The organism is Cognataquiflexum nitidum (assembly GCF_022538055.1).
In the GTDB taxonomy this organism is placed as follows: domain Bacteria; phylum Bacteroidota; class Bacteroidia; order Cytophagales; family Cyclobacteriaceae; genus Cognataquiflexum; species Cognataquiflexum nitidum.
Genome location: NZ_JAKZAM010000013.1, coordinates 64,183 through 83,044, shown reverse-complemented (window position 1 = coordinate 83,044; position 18,862 = coordinate 64,183). Strand labels below are relative to the sequence as shown.

The window sequence follows — 18,862 nt, the reverse complement described above, 5'->3', positions numbered from 1 at the left end:
GGCTATTTTTTTATCACTTTCACTCCGACTGTTTCAACTCCAGAAAGTTTTTCCACTCTCATGTATTGCAAAATGTGAATACTGCTGAAAGTATTTTCCAGAGGAAGTGTATCATATTTCGTAAAAGAACTACCATATCCTTCACCGAGTGGTTTTCCGGTTTTACTATCAAATAAGGGTATGTCCAATAACTTGGTCTCCACTATTTGATCAAGGCTATCCTTCAAGATATATCTCAAATAAAGATTTCTAAACTCATAATCTTTGGTATACTTTATTCCCAATATAGTACTGTGGGAAGATGGAAGCTCGGAAATCTCAAAAGAAACAGTATCCGAAACATCCCAAGATCCTGATTTAAATCCCTTATATTCTTCAAAAACCCTTTCACCATTACATCCTGCCATCAGGATGGCAACCGTGAAGATCAATGCTATAAATCTTGCATTCATATTATTGTCCTTGGTTTTGATCACCTTTGTTTTGCTCGCCCTTGTTCCTTGAATTAAACCGTCTTTTGTTGTTTTTCTTCTTTTTTGAAACTTGCTCAGGATTCACTTCTCTAGGAATTTGAGGCCCTTTCTCTTGGTTTTCAATCGGTTTGGGACGGTTCTCTACATTTTTTCGAGGAGGGGGTTGCCTGTTTTGATTTGGCTTTTCAGAAGATTGCCTATTCGGTTTTCCTTCGGGTTTTGTTGTGATTTGTCTGGCCTCAGGTCCGGAACTGTCTTTGGCCCCCAACAGGTTTTCTCCGGGATTTCTAGGTTTCTTTTTCTTCTTGGTTTTCTTGTTTTTGCTAAACTTTTTGTCTAGAGCCTCAAGTTCCATATTGGATTTTGAAATCAGGTCTTCTTGTTCCTTTCCATGGTTGGTTTTGAGATCATAAGGAATAACCCCTTTTGAATTCAGTTCAAGAATTTCAGAAACCCTTTCGCAAGTGATGGAATGCCAGTTATTGTCATTGTTGTAGCTGAACCACATCAGTTTCCTGAAGATATCAGTTTTCTGGAGTTTTGCGTATCCTGCTTCTGTCTGAAGAGGTTTGTCTACTTCAGGAATATCACTCAAAGCAGTCATGTAAGTATCTAACTCATAGTTCAGGCAACATTTTAGTCTGCCGCATTGCCCTGAAAGTTTGGTTGGGTTGAGGGAAAGGTTCTGGTACCTTGCAGCGGAGGTATTCACACTCTTGAAGTCATAGATCCAGGTAGAGCAGCACAATTCCCTGCCACAGACTCCGATTCCTCCAAGCCTTCCTGCTTCCTGCCTCAGACTTATCTGACGCATTTCAACACGGATTTTAAATTCCGATGCAAGTGATTTGATCAATTCCCTGAAGTCCACACGGTCATCTGCGGAATAGTAAAAGGTGGCTTTAGAATTGTCGGATTGAAACTCGACATCGGACAGTTTCATCTCCATTTTCATTTCGTCGATGATCTGTTTTGCCCGGTATAAAGTCGGGATTTCCCTGTTTTTGGCTTCTTCCCACTTTTCAAGGTCTTTTTGGGTGGCTACCCTATAGATCCTAAGGATATTATCATCATCCTTGATTTTCCTTTTTTGCATCTGAAGTCGAACAAGTTCGCCTTGCAAGGACACATATCCGATATGGTGGCCATTGGGGACATCTACCACTACAGGGTCACCTGTGGTGAGGAAAATGCGGTCAATGTTTCTGTAATACTCTTTTCTTCCACCTTTGAATTTGATTTCGACAATATCAAATTTATCAATTGTCGGAATCTCCATATGGGTAAGCCAATCAAAGGAATTCATTTTATTGCAATCGCTTGTACCACATGTGCCGTTATTTTGGCAACCTCCGCTAGATCCGGAGGTGGTTGAGCAGCTAGTACATCCTGACATATTTTTATATATAATGGGAGAAATGTTCTCCTCTTTGTTTTGTATTTATTTTTTCAATTTCAAAACATCCTGACCAATGTCTTTACGAAAATATATACCTTCCCAACAAACTTCAGAAGCCCTGGAATATGCGTTTTCAAGTGCTGTGGTGATGTCTTTGCCTATGCCGGTGATGGCAAGTACCCTTCCGCCGTTTGTAAGGATTTCTCCCGAATCAGAAATTTTCGTGCCCGCATGAAAGATTAAGGATTTTGACGATGATTCGTGAGCGTCAAGACCTACTATCTTTTTGCCTTTTTCGTAATCTCCCGGATAGCCGCCTGCTACCAAAACTACAGTAGTGCAGGTATATGAAGCGGTCTCCAATTGGTAGGAATCCAAATTACCCGTTCCCATAGAATAAAGTAAATCTACAAAATCACTGCTGATCCGCGGCAATACTGCTTCAGTTTCTGGATCCCCCATTCTTACATTGTATTCGATGACATAGGGATTTCCGGCATCATTCATCAGTCCTATAAATAGAAATCCAACATAGGGGATATTCTCTTTTTTTAATCCCTGAATTGTAGGCTTGACGATTCTTTCTTCTACTTTTTTGATAAAATCTTCATCTGCAAAAGGAACAGGGCTGACAGCTCCCATGCCTCCGGTGTTCAGACCTGTATCGCCCTCGCCGATTCTTTTATAATCCTTCGCTTCAGGGAGAATTTTATAATGGCTCCCGTCTGTAGCCACAAAAACAGAAAGTTCAATTCCTTTCAGAAACTGCTCAATGACAACTTTATCGGAAGCATTTCCAAATTTACTTTCAAGCAACATTTCTTTTAGAGATTCTTCGGCTTCTGCATGGCTCAGGCAAATCAAAACCCCTTTGCCTGCCGCAAGACCGTCGGCCTTAAGCACTATCGGTAAGGATTGTTTTCGGATAAAGGCAATCCCGTCCTCGAAGGTTTCTTTTGTGAATGTTTCATATGCAGCTGTAGGAACACCATATTTCTGCATAAACTGCTTTGAAAAATCCTTCGATCCTTCAAGCTGCGCGCCTGCCTGTGATGGCCCTATCACCGGCAAGCCATGTAAGGTTGAATGATTGCTAAAAAAATCGGAGACACCTTTGACCAATGGTTCTTCAGGTCCCACTACAATCATGTCTATTTGATTTTCTATAATGAAATCAGCCAATGCCGCAAAATCAGTGGGGGAGATGGCTATATTTTTTGCAATGGATGCAGTCCCGGCATTTCCCGGTGCCACAAAAAGCTGTTTACAGTTTGGGCTGTTTACAATTTTCCAGGCAAAAGCATGCTCTCTTCCGCCACTTCCTAATAATAATATATTCATTAATCGATTTCGTTTTAGTTGGCATGCTCAGAAATGAACTTGATTCTGTAAACCCGGATTTCTTCTTCAGCGAAATCCTCTTCTTCAAGTTCTTCCAAAGCAGCTTTTATATTGTCAGATTCAGCGGTCATGAAGTACTCATGGAGAATATCTTCTCTTTCTTCGTCCATGATGTTTTCAATGTAATAGTTGATGTTCAGCTTGGTTCCGCTATAGATAATCTGTTCTATCTCACCTATCAACTCTGACATGGAGAGGTTAAGATTATCTGCAATTTCATCGAGATCTACTTTTCTGTCAACCTGTTGGATGATGGAAATCTTGACCTTGGAGCGGTTTCCTGCTGTTTTGACTACGACATCAGACGCTGTGATAATTTCATTTTCTTCCACATAAGCTTCGATAAGCTTAAGGAAAGGAGCTCCAAATTTAGTGACTTTCCCCATTCCGACCCCATTGATTTGGGCCAATTCCTCTTTGGTAGTAGGATAGACTGTCGCCATCTCTTCCAAAGAAGGGTCTTGGAAAATCACATAAGGAGGAAGTCCTTTTGATTTTGCTACTTTTTTACGTTCAGCCTTAAGAAGTTCAAAAAGCTTTTCATCATAGGCTTTTCCTCCTGCGGCGATTTCCTCTGCAGTGCTGTCAGCAGGAACTTCATCAAAATTGAAGTCTTTGCTCAGGGTTACGGAGTAAGGATCTTGAAGATAATTTTCTCCCTTTTCGGTGATCTTAATGATGCCATAATTTTCAATATCCTTATCCAAGTATCCAAGGATGAGTGCCTGTCTGACAACGGTCCTCCAAAGCTTCTCGTCTTCGTCCTTTCCTTTTCCAAATACTGAAATCTGATCATGTCCATAACTTGCAATATAATCATCCTTCTCTCCCCTGATTACTTTGACAATATGGGCAAGATTAAATCTGTTGTTGGTCTCTTTAACTGCCGCAATAGCAGAAAGAAGGTAGTCCATACCTTCAAATTTTTCCTTCTGTTTTTTGCAGTTGTCACAGTTGCCACAGTCATGATCCATGGATTCTCCGAAATAATGCAGAAGAACGCGTCTTCTACACATGGTACTTTCTGCATAGGCAGCCATTTCCTCCAAAAGGATTTTGGCGTTTTCTCTTTCGGTGACAGGCTTGTCCTTATTGAACTTTTCTAGCTTGATGATGTCATCATACCTGTAAAACATCAGGCAATGACCCTCTAAGCCATCCCGTCCGGCTCTTCCTGTTTCCTGATAATATCCCTCTAGTGATTTTGGTACATCATAATGAATTACATACCTGACATCAGGCTTGTCTATACCCATCCCAAATGCTATGGTGGCGACAATGACATCAGTTTCTTCATTGAGGAAATCGTCTTGGTTTTTGATTCGCACATGCTGGTCAAGGCCGGCATGGTATGGCGCTGCATTGATACCGTTGACTTTTAGTAATTCGGCTACTTCCTCGACCTTTTTCCGGCTAAGGCAATAGATGATACCGGATTTTCCTTTTTGGGATTTGATGTATTTGATGATCTGCTTTTTGGTTTCATTTTTAACCTTTGGGCGGACTTCATAATACAGATTGGGTCTATTGAAGGAAGATTTGAAAATATCTGCCTCTTCCATCTGAAGGTTTCTCTGGATATCCACCTGAACCTTTGGGGTAGCGGTGGCAGTAAGGGCGACAATCGGAAGGTGTGAGCCGATCTGGGCAATGATAGATTTGATTTTTCGGTATTCAGGCCTGAAATCATGTCCCCATTCAGAGATACAGTGTGCTTCATCTATGGCCACAAAACTGAGTTTTGCCTCCTTGAGGAAAAGCATGTTTTCTTCCTTAGTCAGTGACTCAGGGGCCACATAAAGGAGTTTGGTTTTTCCTGAAAGGACTTCCTTTTTTACCTTGTTTGTCTCAGATTTATTGAGGGTTGAATTGAGAAAATAGGCATTGACACCAAATGCATTCAATTGGTCTACCTGATTTTTCATCAATGCAATGAGGGGAGATATTACGATGGCAGTACCTTCACTGACTACGGCCGGAAACTGATAACACAATGATTTTCCGGCACCGGTGGGCATGATGACGAAGGTGTTTTTACCTTTCAATACGTTCTCCACAATAGCTTCTTGGGTTCCTCTGAACTGGTTGAAACCGAAAATAACTTTAAGTTTTTCTTTTGCGCTTTGATCCACAATTAATTGATATTACTATGATACCCTAAATGGCACACATTAAAATTTTGAAGGATTTCTTTTATACCTTTGTTACAAATCTAATGAATAACAACAGCAGTTTTGAAGTTAACAAAAAATATTAAAAGTAGTGCCATCAAAGTGCTTCAAACAGAAGCAAATGCCATTCAAAATCTTGTAAATTACATAGACGATGAATTTGAGGCCTGTGTTGAGGCTATTTTGGAGTCAAAAGGAAGGGTTGTCATCACAGGAATAGGCAAGAGCGCAATTATTGCCAACAAAATCGTGGCCACTATGAATTCTACTGGCACGCCGGCACTTTTTATGCACGCTGCTGATGCTATTCATGGAGACTTGGGCATGGTTCAAAGCGAGGACTTTGTGATCTGCATTTCCAAAAGCGGTAACACTCCCGAAATCAAGGTTCTTGTGCCTTTGTTAAAAAGACTTGGATCCAAGTTAATTGCATTGGTGAGCAATACCGAAAGCTATCTTGCCCAAAATGCAGATTTTGTATTGAAAGCAACTATAGCCGAGGAAGCCTGTCCAAATAATCTTGCCCCCACTTCTAGTACTACTGCCCAATTGGCCTTGGGCGACGCTTTGGCAGTTTGCCTCTTGGAGGCAAGGGGTTTTACAAGTGAGGATTTTGCCAAATACCATCCCGGAGGGGCTTTGGGCAAGCAGCTATACCTTACCGTAGGAGATGTGGTTCCAAAAAACCAAATACCGGCAGTGGGGGCAGATGCCCCTTTGGCTGAAGTGATCATGGAGATCAGCGGAAAAAGGCTTGGAGCAACTTCAGTTTTGGATAAAGATTCCAAGCTGATGGGGATCATCACTGATGGAGATTTGAGAAGGATGCTTCAGAGAATGAGTGACATATCAGGCGTCCTCGCTAAGGATATCATGACTGTCCATCCTAAGAGCATTCAGGTTGAAGAATATGCCATTATTGCACTCAACAAAATGAAGGAATTCAATATTACACAATTGGTTGCAATGGATGGCGATAAAGTGGCAGGATTTATCCATATTCATGATTTAATGAAAGAAGGAATAGTTTAATCTACTTTGATGCAAGAAAGACCCTATATTGTGATTATGGCCGGTGGAATCGGTTCTAGGTTTTGGCCATACAGCAGAAATAACAGACCTAAACAGTTTTTGGATATCCTCGGAACGGGCCGCACTCTGCTACAGATGACCTATGATAGGTTTGTGAGGATTTCTGACAAGTCAAGGTTTTTTGTGGTCACCAATTCCAAATATGAAGACCTAGTCAAAGAACAACTCCCTGAGGTACCTGAAAATCAGATTTTAACCGAGCCACTAAGAAGGAATACTGCGACCTGTATTGCTTATGCGAGTTACAGGATTTTGAATAAAAATCCTGATGCCAAAGTAATCGTGACTCCGGCTGATCACCTTATTGTACAGGAGGAAAATTTTTTCAAAACCATGGAAATTGCGATTGAAGCAGCAGAGATGGAAGACAGGTTGATAACCCTTGGAATCCGACCAAATAGGCCCGAAACCGGATATGGCTACATACAGTATATCAGCAACCAAGGCAATCCGGTAAAAAAAGTAAAAACATTTACCGAAAAACCCAACGCAAAACTTGCCAAGGCTTTTATTGAAAGTGGGGATTTTGTCTGGAACTCGGGGATGTTTGTCTGGAAGGTAAGTAGCATTGTCAAAGCATTTGAAAAGTACATGCCCGACGTCTCAGAAGTTTTTGAGGAAGGAGAGGATCATTTTTCCCTTGAGAGTGAGGATGCATTTATCAAAAAAGCCTATTCTTTGGTCAAAAATATTTCCATTGACTATGGTATCATGGAAAAGGCTGACGAGGTGTATGTAGTACTAGGGGACTTCGGTTGGTCGGATTTAGGTTCTTGGTCAAGTCTTCATGAAGTGCATGAAAAGGACAGCGAAAACAATGTCATCGAAGCAAATGCGCTTCTTTATGACACCAAAAACTGCTATATCAAAGTAAGTCCTCAAAAATTAGTGGTGGTGGAAGGGTTGGATAATTACTTGATCAACGAAACAGAAAATGTCCTGATCGTCTGTAAGTTAGACGGGGATAAGAAATTCAGGGACTTTGTCAATGCTGCCAAAACAAAAGGGGAGGATTTTGTCTGATGAAAAAGGAAGTAACCATTTCGGAAGCCCAAGAGTTGGTTGATAATTGGATCAAAACAGTTGGAGTCCGCTATTTTACCGAACTCACCAATACTGCCATTTTGATGGAGGAAGTGGGCGAACTTGCCCGGATTATGGCCCGAAAATATGGGGAGCAGTCCTTTAAAGAATCGGATAAAGAGGTAAACATGGCCGATGAAATGGCCGATATTCTGTGGGTATTAATATGCCTAGCAAATCAAACCGGTGTGGACCTGACCGATGCACTCCAAAAGAATTTTGAAAAAAAGAATATCAGGGACATGGACAGGCATAAGAATAACAATAAACTGCAGTGACTTTAACTTCCATTGTTTTTTAAGAGTCTGTTGGAAAAATTCATTTCAGCAAATAGATTTTCTGCTTCATTTTTTGACATCACCTCCCATCACCCGGTATTGGAGGCCAAGCCTCTATCATAAAAGTCTGTAATTAAGTTGATTTTATAAAACCGACTTATCTGAATAAAAGGATTGAAAGCAATACATGAATTATTTGGACACTTTCTGTCGGTTTGTCGATTCCTTCAGGATTTTAAGGGGTATTTTAATTAACTTGTTTGACCAAAATGTCCCATGAAATACGTAATCGTAGATATTGAAACCACCGGTGGAAACCCTACTCAGGGCGGCATTACCGAAATTGCCGCAATACTTCACGATGGCAATCAGGTTGTGGATAGATTTCATTCCCTGATTGACCCTGAAAGAATGGTTCCCGCTTTTATTACAGGATTGACAGGAATCGACAACGGCATGTTGGAAGGTGCACCGACATTTTCGGAGATTGCAGATGAACTGCATGATTTTTTAAAGGGGAATGTATTTGTGGCTCACAATGTCAATTTTGATTATTCATTTATCAGGGAAGCGTTAAAATTTTCAGGTATTGAGTACAATGCCCCAAAGCTATGTACAGTAAGGCTGAGTCGAAAGGCATTTCCTGGTTTTGGGTCCTATAGTCTTGGTAGAATATGCGGGCAGCTTTCCATCTCTATCAAAGAAAGACACAGGGCCATGGGAGATGCAGAGGCTACTGTGGAATTATTTGACAGGATTATTAAAAGCAACCCGGATGTCATTTTCCAGACTTTGAAAAAGACAAACGGAGAAAGCTTTCTGCCCCCCCATATTTCAAGAGAGCGCTTTTTGGAGATTCCCGAAAGCACGGGTATTTACTATTTCCATGATAAGAACGGTCAAGTGATCTACGTCGGCAAAGCCAATGATATCCGAAGTAGGTTTAAAGGGCATTTTTCTTCGAGTTCCAAAGACAAGATGCAGCTGTACAACGAAATCCATGATATCAGTTGGGAACTTACAGGAAATGAGTTTTTGGCATTTCTGCTTGAATCATTGGAAATCAAGCGCTTGTGGCCAAAATTTAACAAAGCTCTTAAATACAATTCTTGGAATTGGGGCTTGTACCAATACGAGGATGGGCAAGGATATGTAAGGTTTCAGATTGGAAAGAATTCGGGAAATTTGAAACCTATTCTGGAATTTGAAAGCCATTCGGAAGGGTGGAAGTACTTGATGGATCAGGTAGCGATTTTTCACCTTTGTCCAAAACTGGCAGGTATCCAAAAGACTGCGGGTGCATGTTATGACTATCAAATCCAAAAATGTCAGGGGGCATGTTGCCATCAAGAATCGCCCGAAGAATACAACCAAAAGGCAAATGATTTTATGTCCTCAATGACAGGGCAAGAGGGGGCGGTCCTTATCAAAGAAAAAGGTATCCATCCCAATGAAACGGCCTTTCTTTATTTTGAAAAAGGTGTTTTTTCTGCCTATGGATTTTTGAATAAAGAAGACAGGTATGCTGATGAATATGAAATTCTTGGAAGCCTAAAAAAAGTGAAGCATTTGCCCGAAACCAAATACATATTACGCTCATTTTTTCCAAAATTTTCAATTAACCAGATTTTGGTGGTGAAATAAATTTTAATCACAACAGCAGGGTAGCCACAGCACCTACTTCCAAAGTCATTGTCCCTGACCATTCATTGTTTTTTATCGAAAATGTCCTGACATCTTTTGATTCATTCAATAGGAGAAGGACGATTTTGCCGTCAGGTCTTTTGAAGGCGACATTTGGTAAGCCGTCAGGTTCGTTGCTGTCTATTCGTATGGATCCCGGCAAGACATATTTGGAGACATGGGCGATAACATAGTAGGCGGGGTTCCTAAATACGCTGTCGGTTTTTATTGTAACGGCGCCAAGACATTGATCGCATCCACCCCGGTCGGTATGTGGTTTGAGGTCAGGTGCAGAACTCAAGTTCCATTCCAAGACAGTTTTGGCCCAGTTTCTTGGCGCACCGATAGTCAGGTTTTTGGTATGCCAAGCTAGGTCTCCTGGTAAGTTTCCCGGTGCACCGACCCATTGTTCGGTGAAATACAGGTTTTTGTCAGGATGGGCTTTATGGACTTCCGATAGCGCTTCTATGTTTCCCCCATATAAGTGAAATGCGGAGCCGTCGATGAATTTCTTAGTCTCAGGATCGTCCAAAATACTGATCGGATAATCAGGGCGGTCTGCATTATGATCGTAAATGATGATTTTGGTTTTTATTCCATTTGCTTCAAATTTTGGCCCAAGGTGGAATTTGATAAAGTCCCGCTGTTCATCGGCAAGCATCAGCAGACTTGGATTGTTGCCAGGGTGAAGGGGCTCATTCTGAATGGTAAGGGCATCGATTGTAAATCCTTCTTCAGCCATCTGTTGGATGTATTTGACCAGGTAAAGCGCATACCTGTCATAGAATTCGGGGAGTAACTTTCCACCCCTGGTATCCTTGTTGTCCTTCATCCAAGAAGGCGGAGACCAAGGAGATGCCATCAGCTTGATAGCCGGATTGATCGTCATGATTTCTTTTAAAACAGGAATTACATCATTTCTATCCGGACCCAAATCAAAATTTAAAAGCAGGGTGTCTTTTTCAGCATCCTCTACATCATGGTAGGAAAATGCATATTCATTTAAGTCGGAAGCAGCAACCGACAACCTAAGGTAGCTGACATTGATGCTGTTTTCTTCATTTCCAAAAAGCTCATTCAAAATCTCGGCTCTGGAATTAGGATTCATTCCCAGAAGATGAATTGCACTTCCTTGAGAAAGCGTAAAGCCAAAGCCATCCATTTCCTGATAAGTGACAGATCCGTCAATCACAATGTCAGCAGCTTCCAAATTTGCTTTTGAAAATACAATTGGAGGTTGATTTTCAAACAGGATTCCGTTTTTGGGATCTGTAAGCCTAAACTCAGCTTCTGTTTTTGGTTGGTTGCATCCTATGATAATCAGCAGGATGAAATAAAATAAATACTTCATAGGTGGATTTAAATGAGAAAGCCGCGGAATTTACAGGAAATTCCACGGCTTTGAAAATGTGAATACCTACTTTAAATAAAAAGAAGGTAATTATGTGAATTAGAATAACATAGAAGCCAATCCCAATTTGCTTTTAAATGGCCTTACCAATCCGTTGATTTTACTGGTGTACTTGCCCAAAAGGCTATTCCCTAACAGTCCTGTCAAAAACTTTTGTCTTTCGCCACCCAATTTGCTTAAAAGTCCTTTTTTAGCATCATCCGTTCCGGTGCCGCCGAGGATTTTGAATATCTCTCCTGCAAAAGTCTTATTGTTTGCCTTCAATTTAGATGTTTGATCCGCACTAAGACCCAAGCCTTCCACATTGTCCAATGCAGACAATAGCTGCTTTTGAAGGTCCGCAGTGGGAACTTCTACTTTCGGAACTTTTAATGCCTGCGCTTCTGCATTATAAGTGTATAATGCCATAAATAAAATAGCGAATAGAAAGATTGATTTTTTCATAATGGTTTTTTCTTTAAAGTTAAAAATATTGAATTTAATTGTTTTGTTTTTGAATAAAATTTTAACTTTTCGAGCTGTTTCTATCAATATTCTGCAATTAATTCTAACATTTAGGATAAATACTTCTATTTTTTACTTTTTGAGGTTTTAATTATTCAAAATGTCAACAGCAAGCTTCCAACTGTATTTCAACCAAATGCGCTTCATATTTTCCTTGCTTTAAGGGTTAATTTTTCTTTTGTGGCCTTGCGTACCTGATAGGTGCTTTGGGTTCGGGTTTCAATTCTACTCCTTCTGTTTCTAAGAGTTTTAAAGCTTCTTTTACAGCACTTTCAAGTTGGGGATCTTTCCCTTGTATGACTTCTTTAGGTGACTGTTCGACCGTAATGTCAGGAGCAATCCCCACGCCTTCCACCGCCCATTCACCATTGACATCATAGAAACCGCCCCGTGGCGCAACCATCCGGCCACCATCTATAAAGGGAGGAGTGTCCCATGTGCCCACCAATCCACCCCAGGTTTTGGTCCCGATGAGTGGTCCAATTTTCATTTTGTGGAAAAGATAGGGGAGAAGGTCTCCGCCCGAACCTGCCCTTTCATTGATAAGCATTACTTTGGGACCCCAAATACCAGCCATAGGAGTAGTAAATGGTCTTCTGTCTCCTGCACGGCTGTTGAAATAGCCGTGAAGCTCGCGGGCCATGATGTCCACCATGTAGTCCGCAGCAGAACCTCCGCCATTGTTTCTTTCATCAATTATGGCTCCTTTTTTATCCTGTTGTGAAAAATAATAGCGATTGAAATAGGTGTAGCCGGGGTTTGCGGTATTGGGTACGTACACGTAGGCCAATTTTCCACCTGACATTTCATCCACTTTTCTCCTGTTGCTTTCCACCCAATTCATCATCCTCAACTGATTTTCATTTTCTATGGGAACAACGGTGATCAATCTTGATCCTTCTGTATTGGGAGTATTGTTTAGCCTTATTTTTATCTGTCTATTGGCAGTTCCTTCGAAATACATAAAAAAGTTATCTTTAGCATTTATCTCGGTGCCATTTACTTCAAGGATATAATCCCCCTCTTTGACATCTATTCCGGGAATGGCTAGCGGTGCTTTCAGGTTAGGATTCCAACTTTCGGCATTGTAGATTTTTGATATTCGGTATTTTCCTTGAGAGACTTCATAGTCAGCACCAAGCAATCCTATATTCACAGATTTGATATCAGGAAAGTCTCCGCCCGAGGTATAGCTATGTCCGACGGCAACTTCGCCTCCCAGAATATCCACTATATAATTCAGGTCGCTCCTGTGCTTGACATGGGAAATCCACGTTTTGTACCAATTATAAATGTCATTCCAAGGTGCCCCGTGAACATTGTCTACATAAAGGAAATCACGCTGGTATCTCCAGCCTTCCCTGAAAATCTGCTCCCATTCTTGTTTTGGGTTGATTTTTATCTTGAAATTGGCAAGTGCTTTAAGATTACCGTCTCCGACTTTCTTTGGCCCTCCGTTGGTTTCTACGATTCCCCAGTTTCCGTTTGCCTGATACAGCAATGATTTTCTGTCACTTGAGACGGTAGCAAAGCTGATTCCCGGAAGGTATAATTCTGTCTTCTTTTCTTTGAAATTGTAGCGATGTAAGGTCTGACCTTGTTGATTTGGAATAGATTCGGTATAAAACAAAAACCCATCAGGCCCTTTGACCAAATCGGTATAGTCCTTTGCAGGTATGTCGAAAGCAATGATTCTGTTCCATAATCCTTCCTCATCAATGATTACGGGCTTGGATTCAGCTTTCTTTTCCGGTTCTTTTTTCTCTGTCTCTTTTGGATTTTCTTCGTCACTTTCAGGTAGGAATGGGGATTTCCCGGATTTGTTTAAAACTGCCAGATACAGACTTCTGCTGATTGGCCTCTCGTAAGAACTCATGTCCAACCAACCCGAATTCAATCCAAAATTGGTACTGGCAAGGAAATACAGGTATTCTCCATTGGCATCCCAAACAGGGCTGATTGCATCTGCCAAACCATCTGTAACCTGGATTTTTTTGCCTGATTCCACTTGGTAGGCGAATATGGCTTTAAACTGATTGTCTAGGAGTCGCGCATATGCCACCCATTTGGAATCCGGAGACCATACAGGATTCAAGCTTCTGTTGGGATGGGCAAATCGCTCCGTGTCGGCGATTTTGGCTTGTCCTGTGGTTATGTTGACAATCCATAGATTGTAATCGGTATCGGTGAAGGCAATTTTTTTGCCATCCGGAGCCCATTCCGGTTTGAAATAGAATGATTTGTTGGGAAGGGCAATGGCTTTTGGTTTAGTAAGACCTTCCTGATCTCCGATCATGAGTTGGTATTCGCCCGAAGCATCAGAAAACCATGCTATCTGCTGACCATCAGGAGACCAAACCGGTGAGCGGTCTGCTATGCCCGAAGTATTGGTCAGGTTGCGGGCATCACCCTTCTCTTTTGGAACGGTGATGATTTCTCCTCTGAATTCAAATAGAGCCCTCTGCCCGGTGGGTGAAAGGGAAGCATTGGTCAAGCTTCTGCCATTGACTTCCTGCCATCTTTCTCTTGCCCAATGAAAATCCCCGTTGACATTGATTGCCAATTGATTTGAAACACCTGTCGTCGGATTGAGGATATGGAGATAGCCTCCCTGTTCATAGACCACTTCGCTTCCGTTGGAATCATGGTTTTTGATATCAAAATCCGTATGAAAGGTTTCTTGTTTTAAAGTTTCTGACTTAGGGTCAAAAGACCATATGTTATTTGCAAAATCCCTTTCGGATAGGAAAAACACCTTGTCCCCGTGCCATATGGGTTGGGTATGCCGCTCGTTGTCAGTCTGCGGGGTCAGTTTGAGTTCATGGCTTTTCATGTCCAGGATCCAGATCGGTTTGGCCTGACCTCCTCGGTAATTTCTCCATTCGGGATCCCAAAATGCGATTTGTTGGTAGGCAATTGATTTGCCATCGGAAGAAATCCTGCCATTGACAGCCCTCGGGATATCCAAAGGTTCTTCCATGCCGCCGTCTTTGGATACTTTAAAGAATTTAGATTCTTGGGTAGGCACACCCACTCTCGTAGAGGTAAAAAGTACTTCTTTGCCGTCAGGTGTCCAACCTGTGACCAAATCTGCCCCGGGATGCCAGGTCAGCCGCTTAGGTTCACCCCCTTCAATAGGAATGACATACACATCTGTATTGCCGTCATACTGACCTGTAAAGGCAATGGTTTTACCATCGGGAGAGAATCTCGGTAAGGTTTCCGCCCCTTCATTGCTCGTCAGTCTGATGGCATCGCCGCCGGATTTATTGACTTTCCATAGGTCGTTGGCATGGACAAAAACAATGTGTTCTTGGCTGATAGTGGGCTCACGGAGCAGTCTTGTGCCTTGGGCATTTGCAAATTGAAAGGCAAATAACAAGACAAAAAGAAAAGGTGTATTTTTCATAACATATTAGGGCAAGAATGATAGCTAAATTTAAATAAATGCATGGGTATTCGGAAACCGTTCAAAAAAGGAATAGACCTACTCTTTTGTCATTGTGATGCCGGTTTCTTCGGTTTGTGTTCCCGATTTATCTTCTGTTTCCTCCAATTCATCTCCTTCTGTGATTTTGCCTACTTCGATGATTGGGTTTTCGGAATTGCCGGTGATTTTGATCGGTATTCCAAAAATGCCCAAAGGTGGCAAACCCAACCTGAAAGCCATGCTCATATCCCCATCCAAACTGACCTGACCTTCAAACCGTGGTCTGAATCCCGCGATCCGCATCCTTGTCCTCTCGATGGTAATGAGGTTGTTGGCAATGCTGCTTTTGATCTGCACACCTGCCAACTCAGGATCAGCCAATTCCTTGTTTTCGGTGTCTTTGGCGATGCTGTTCATCAACTTGAAGCCTTTCAGTTTTACCTTGTCCAAAGCAAATACTCCTTCGCCTTTGATGGAAGGAAGGACAGGATCCATGTTGGCGTCCAATCTGCCCGAAAGCCTGTAGTCGAGGGAAGCTACCCCTTGGGCATATTCAGCTGCTGTGACCATTTCTCTAAACAGGGGGATCTCGTCATAAGCCCGCTTGATATCGAAGCCTTTGGCCTTGATACTGTAATCAAAAACTGCCTTAAGAGGATCTGTAGGAAGGTATTTTCCTGACATCAGGACTTCAGCACCTACCAAGTTAAATCCTGTATTTTCCATTTCTAAGGCACCTTCCCTCAGCTTTAATTTACCTTTGAATTTTTCCAGTCTGATTTCGTCAAAAAGAATCGTATCGACAAAGGCCACCAAACTAAAATCCACGCTTAAGGGAACCATGACCACTCCCTGAACATCCCCAAGGGTATCCACCGACACCGATTCTTCCTCGGTATAAAACATGAAGTCATTGAGATTCAGCTTTGGGCTGCTGAGTGTCAGGTTGCCCTGAACAGGAGCATTATCATCCAAATAGTAGGCGATCAGATTGTACAGGTATCCATCGGCTACAAGGTTGTTGCCGGCGTATTGGGCGTGCATTTTCTCCAAGTAGAGTTTGTCTTTGTCCACCCGGATTTTTCCCGAATGGATGTCAAAGGGAAGTGGGAAAAATTCAGACCTAAGTCGGATATTTTCCATTTCTACTGTTCCCCTGTTGTCAAGCTGTTGAAGCCTGCCTTTGATTGCATCGCTTTGAAGTCCTTTGAGATTGATGTCGGTGTGGAGGTAACCATCCACATCATATCCGTCTATGCCAAATGTCTGATAAAGTCTGCCAAGATCAATCCTCCCCTGAGATTGGACTTCATACCGGATGTCGTCGAGGTTTTCGAGGTTGGCTTTAAGAGAAAATGGATGACCTGCAAAGGTGAAAGCAATAGGCTGCAAGTCAAATTTCAAGTCAGTGTAGGAACCCCTTTCACTCAGGATATTCAAGATAAATGAAATGTTTTCAACTGCGAGATCTGAAAAAGGAGTCTGTATAAATCCCTCGAGCACTGATATTTGAGAATTAATTACCGGAAAAAGCTTCCTTTCCTCATCGTAGTTTCCCAGGGCATTGATGGTCAGGGCTAGGTTTCCCTTGAGGGTCATCCCTGAATCTAGGGGATAGAATTTTTCAATTTCCGAAAGGTTGAAATCTGCCTTCATGGCAGCATCCACTTCCATGCCTCTGAGGTCTTTGACTTTGAAATGTCCCTTGGCTTGGTTTTCAAGTACCCGGAACTTGAAGCCCTGAAGGTCTATAGCGATATTCTCCAAGATGCTGTCAGGGGAATTGATGGTAAGGTTCCAAGAGATGTCTTGAATGGCTTCCGGAAGGGCTGTCCAGCCGAAATAGCCATCTTGGATAGCCGAACTGAACTTGAATTTTGGTATGCTGATGATCTCTGTTTCATTGCCCCTGTATCTATTTGGCACCGGCCGGGTGATATAACTTCCATTTGCCTGCAAGGTCATTTCCATGATTCCTCGGAGGTCATAAGGGATGATTCCCAATGCTTTGTCCAACAGGTTCAAGTCAATATTGATGGCCAGATCGCTATTTACCAAAGCCGGGTCAAGCCCGTCTATGTTCAGGTGACCTTGGACAAAACCCTCGCCAAGGGTCATCGAAACACTGTCCAGCGCAATGATGGTCTTACCGACATTAAGTTCGGGGACGGTGAGGTCTAGATCGAGGTAAAGTTTTTCGATGGGGGTCGATGAACCTGAGTGGCTGATATAGCCATTGTAGACAAATAGATTCATCAAGAGGTTGGGCATCTGATTCTCTTCGGGTAGATAAAGTCCCTGCAGGGAACCCCTGAGTTCTCCTTTTCCTCGGACTTGGGTATTGTCCAGCCAAGTTCCCAATTCCTCCGGAATCAAGGTTAGCATGTCTTTGAAATCCGTATCGACCGATTCCAAGATGAAATTCATGTCATAGCCACCGCTTAGGAATTCAAGTTTTCCTATAAAATCTACCGGCAATTCATTGATCATCAAATGGTTTCTTTCGAATGTCAGGGCTGTGGATTCGGTGTTTATTTTGGTTTGGAGGCTTGCACTTACCCGTTTTCTTGAGAGATAAGGTATTCCTTCATACACCAGTTCAAATGTCTGTATATCAAGATCGCTGCTGAGATCAACGATTTCATTTTTAAGATTTCCCTTTCCTGAATAGTTAAAATTTTTGGCCAAGCAGGAAAAATCCAAGTCCGTATCTCTGTAAAAAAAACTGCTGTTGGTGAATTTGATTTTACTAATTTCCAGATTCAGGTCCGAGGAAGCTTCCGCTTGTTCGACGCTGTCTTCTTCTGATATGAAAATATCAAAATTGGCGTGTCCCTGTGTATCTCTAAGTACGTTGATTTGTGCACGGTCAAAGTATATTCCGGATATTTGAGTTTTTTCCTGAAATAGAGAAAATACTTTTATTCCAAATGATAAGTCTTTGGCATACAGCAACGTATCGGGATAAAAACCATCAGCCCCATTGACAAAAATCTCGTCAATAGACACTGTCAAGGTGGGAAAATGTCTAAAAAAAGTCAGGTTGATATCGTTAAAGGAAATCTCAGTGGTCAGCTGACTATTGATAAATACCTTGATTTTTTGATTGACTTGGTCTTTGAAAAATACCGGAAAAATTACCATCAGCGCAAGTAATAAACCTATGCCGATACCTGAATACTTTAGTATTTTAATGACCGCATTTTTATTCCATTTCATGGATTTTGGGAAAGATTAGAGGTTTACTAAATTATGGAATTCTGCATCTGAGAGGTAAAGAATGCTTATTTTGAGGGTTACGGGAATCACGGGCTCGTCTTTGCTGTCCCTTTTCTGGTAAACGATCTGATCTACGACATCCATTCCTTTGACCACTTGACCAAAAACTGTGTAGTCATTGTCCAATCTGTGCAATCCATCTTTGTTTTGGACAATGTAAAACTGGCACCTTGCAGATAATTTTCCGGGATTGCCGTCCCTTCCCGCTCCTACGGCGCCATAAATGTGGGTGATGCCCTTGACAAACTCCGGTTCCAAAAGATATTCAGGGTCATTAAATCCTTCCTCTGTATCCGGGCAGCCACCCTGTGCGACAAAATTGGGGATGACCCGATTGAAAGTCAGTGAATCCCAATAGCCTGCTTCTGCAAGTTCGATAAAACTCTGCTTATGGTTAGGGGTTTCATCAAAAAGCCGGATATAAACATTTCCTTTTGGTGTTTCTATCATCCCTATTGGATTTTTTTCTTGGGCAAAAGACAAGGAGGACAGGATACAGGCTATGGCTACTAATACTGATTTTTTCATTTTGATTCTTTTGGTTTAATGAAAATGAGAAAGTACGCTTGGGTCTATAAATGTAGTAACAAATGGAATATGGAGCGCAGAATGTGACAAGAAGATATGATTTTTAGAGTGCCGAGATACCCCATATTCA

The 18,862-nt window shown here is 41.9% G+C and carries 13 protein-coding genes; 4 read left to right on the top strand and 9 right to left on the bottom strand.

Features of this window, described 5'->3' with window-relative positions:
• Positions 1–2: 2 nt before the first annotated feature.
• The 4 genes from MMU07_RS10660 to recQ all read right to left on the bottom strand — a co-directional run bounded on the left by MMU07_RS10660 (position 3) and on the right by recQ (position 5,405).
• Positions 3–452, bottom strand: a complete 450-nt coding sequence (locus tag MMU07_RS10660; protein WP_241125861.1) for a gliding motility lipoprotein GldH — start codon at positions 450–452, stop codon at positions 3–5.
• Between the two features lies 1 nt (position 453).
• Positions 454–1,779, bottom strand: coding sequence for a PSP1 domain-containing protein (locus tag MMU07_RS10655; RefSeq protein WP_241125860.1), 1,326 nt, complete (start codon positions 1,777–1,779; stop codon positions 454–456).
• Between the two features lie 135 nt (positions 1,780–1,914).
• Positions 1,915–3,213 (bottom strand): phosphoribosylamine--glycine ligase, encoded by a 1,299-nt coding sequence (gene purD / locus MMU07_RS10650; RefSeq protein ID WP_241125859.1) that lies wholly within the window; start codon positions 3,211–3,213, stop codon positions 1,915–1,917.
• A gap of 14 nt (positions 3,214–3,227) precedes the next feature.
• Positions 3,228–5,405 (bottom strand): DNA helicase RecQ, encoded by a 2,178-nt coding sequence (recQ, locus tag MMU07_RS10645; protein WP_241125858.1) that lies wholly within the window; start codon positions 5,403–5,405, stop codon positions 3,228–3,230.
• Between the two features lie 102 nt (positions 5,406–5,507).
• On the opposite strand from recQ, the gene MMU07_RS10640 reads away from it, so the two are divergent.
• The 4 genes from MMU07_RS10640 to MMU07_RS10625 all read left to right on the top strand — a co-directional run bounded on the left by MMU07_RS10640 (position 5,508) and on the right by MMU07_RS10625 (position 9,541).
• Positions 5,508–6,476 carry a KpsF/GutQ family sugar-phosphate isomerase gene (locus tag MMU07_RS10640; protein WP_241125857.1) on the top strand — a complete coding sequence of 323 codons (969 nt, stop codon included), beginning with the start codon at positions 5,508–5,510 and terminating at the stop codon, positions 6,474–6,476.
• A 9-nt stretch (positions 6,477–6,485) separates the two neighbouring features.
• A complete protein-coding gene (locus tag MMU07_RS10635) occupies positions 6,486–7,559 on the top strand; it encodes a mannose-1-phosphate guanylyltransferase (protein WP_241125856.1) in 1,074 nt (357 codons plus the stop codon).
• Positions 7,559–7,897: a nucleotide pyrophosphohydrolase gene (locus MMU07_RS10630; RefSeq protein ID WP_241125855.1), complete on the top strand. Its 339-nt coding sequence runs from the start codon at positions 7,559–7,561 to the stop codon at positions 7,895–7,897. The genes MMU07_RS10635 and MMU07_RS10630 overlap by 1 nt, the downstream gene beginning before the upstream one ends.
• A gap of 276 nt (positions 7,898–8,173) precedes the next feature.
• Positions 8,174–9,541, top strand: coding sequence for an exonuclease domain-containing protein (locus MMU07_RS10625; RefSeq protein ID WP_241125854.1), 1,368 nt, complete (start codon positions 8,174–8,176; stop codon positions 9,539–9,541).
• Positions 9,542–9,548: 7 nt separating this feature from the next.
• On the opposite strand, the gene MMU07_RS10620 is transcribed toward MMU07_RS10625, so the two are convergent.
• The 5 genes from MMU07_RS10620 to MMU07_RS10600 all read right to left on the bottom strand — a co-directional run bounded on the left by MMU07_RS10620 (position 9,549) and on the right by MMU07_RS10600 (position 18,732).
• Entirely contained in the window at positions 9,549–10,931 is a 1,383-nt protein-coding gene (locus tag MMU07_RS10620) for a glycoside hydrolase family 30 protein (RefSeq protein ID WP_241125853.1), read from the bottom strand.
• A gap of 99 nt (positions 10,932–11,030) precedes the next feature.
• On the bottom strand, positions 11,031–11,435 hold the full coding sequence (locus tag MMU07_RS10615; protein ID WP_241125852.1) for a hypothetical protein: 405 nt from the start codon (positions 11,433–11,435) through the stop codon (positions 11,031–11,033).
• A 226-nt stretch (positions 11,436–11,661) separates the two neighbouring features.
• The gene (locus tag MMU07_RS10610; RefSeq protein WP_241125851.1) at positions 11,662–14,904 is read right to left on the bottom strand and encodes a S41 family peptidase; all 3,243 of its coding nucleotides are present in this window, start codon (positions 14,902–14,904) and stop codon (positions 11,662–11,664) included.
• A 78-nt stretch (positions 14,905–14,982) separates the two neighbouring features.
• Complete coding sequence (locus MMU07_RS10605) at positions 14,983–18,144, bottom strand: AsmA family protein (protein ID WP_241125850.1); 3,162 nt, start codon at positions 18,142–18,144, stop codon at positions 14,983–14,985.
• 15 nt (positions 18,145–18,159) lie between these two features.
• The gene (locus MMU07_RS10600) at positions 18,160–18,732 is read right to left on the bottom strand and encodes a peptidylprolyl isomerase (protein ID WP_241125849.1); all 573 of its coding nucleotides are present in this window, start codon (positions 18,730–18,732) and stop codon (positions 18,160–18,162) included.
• Positions 18,733–18,862: the final 130 nt, after the last annotated feature.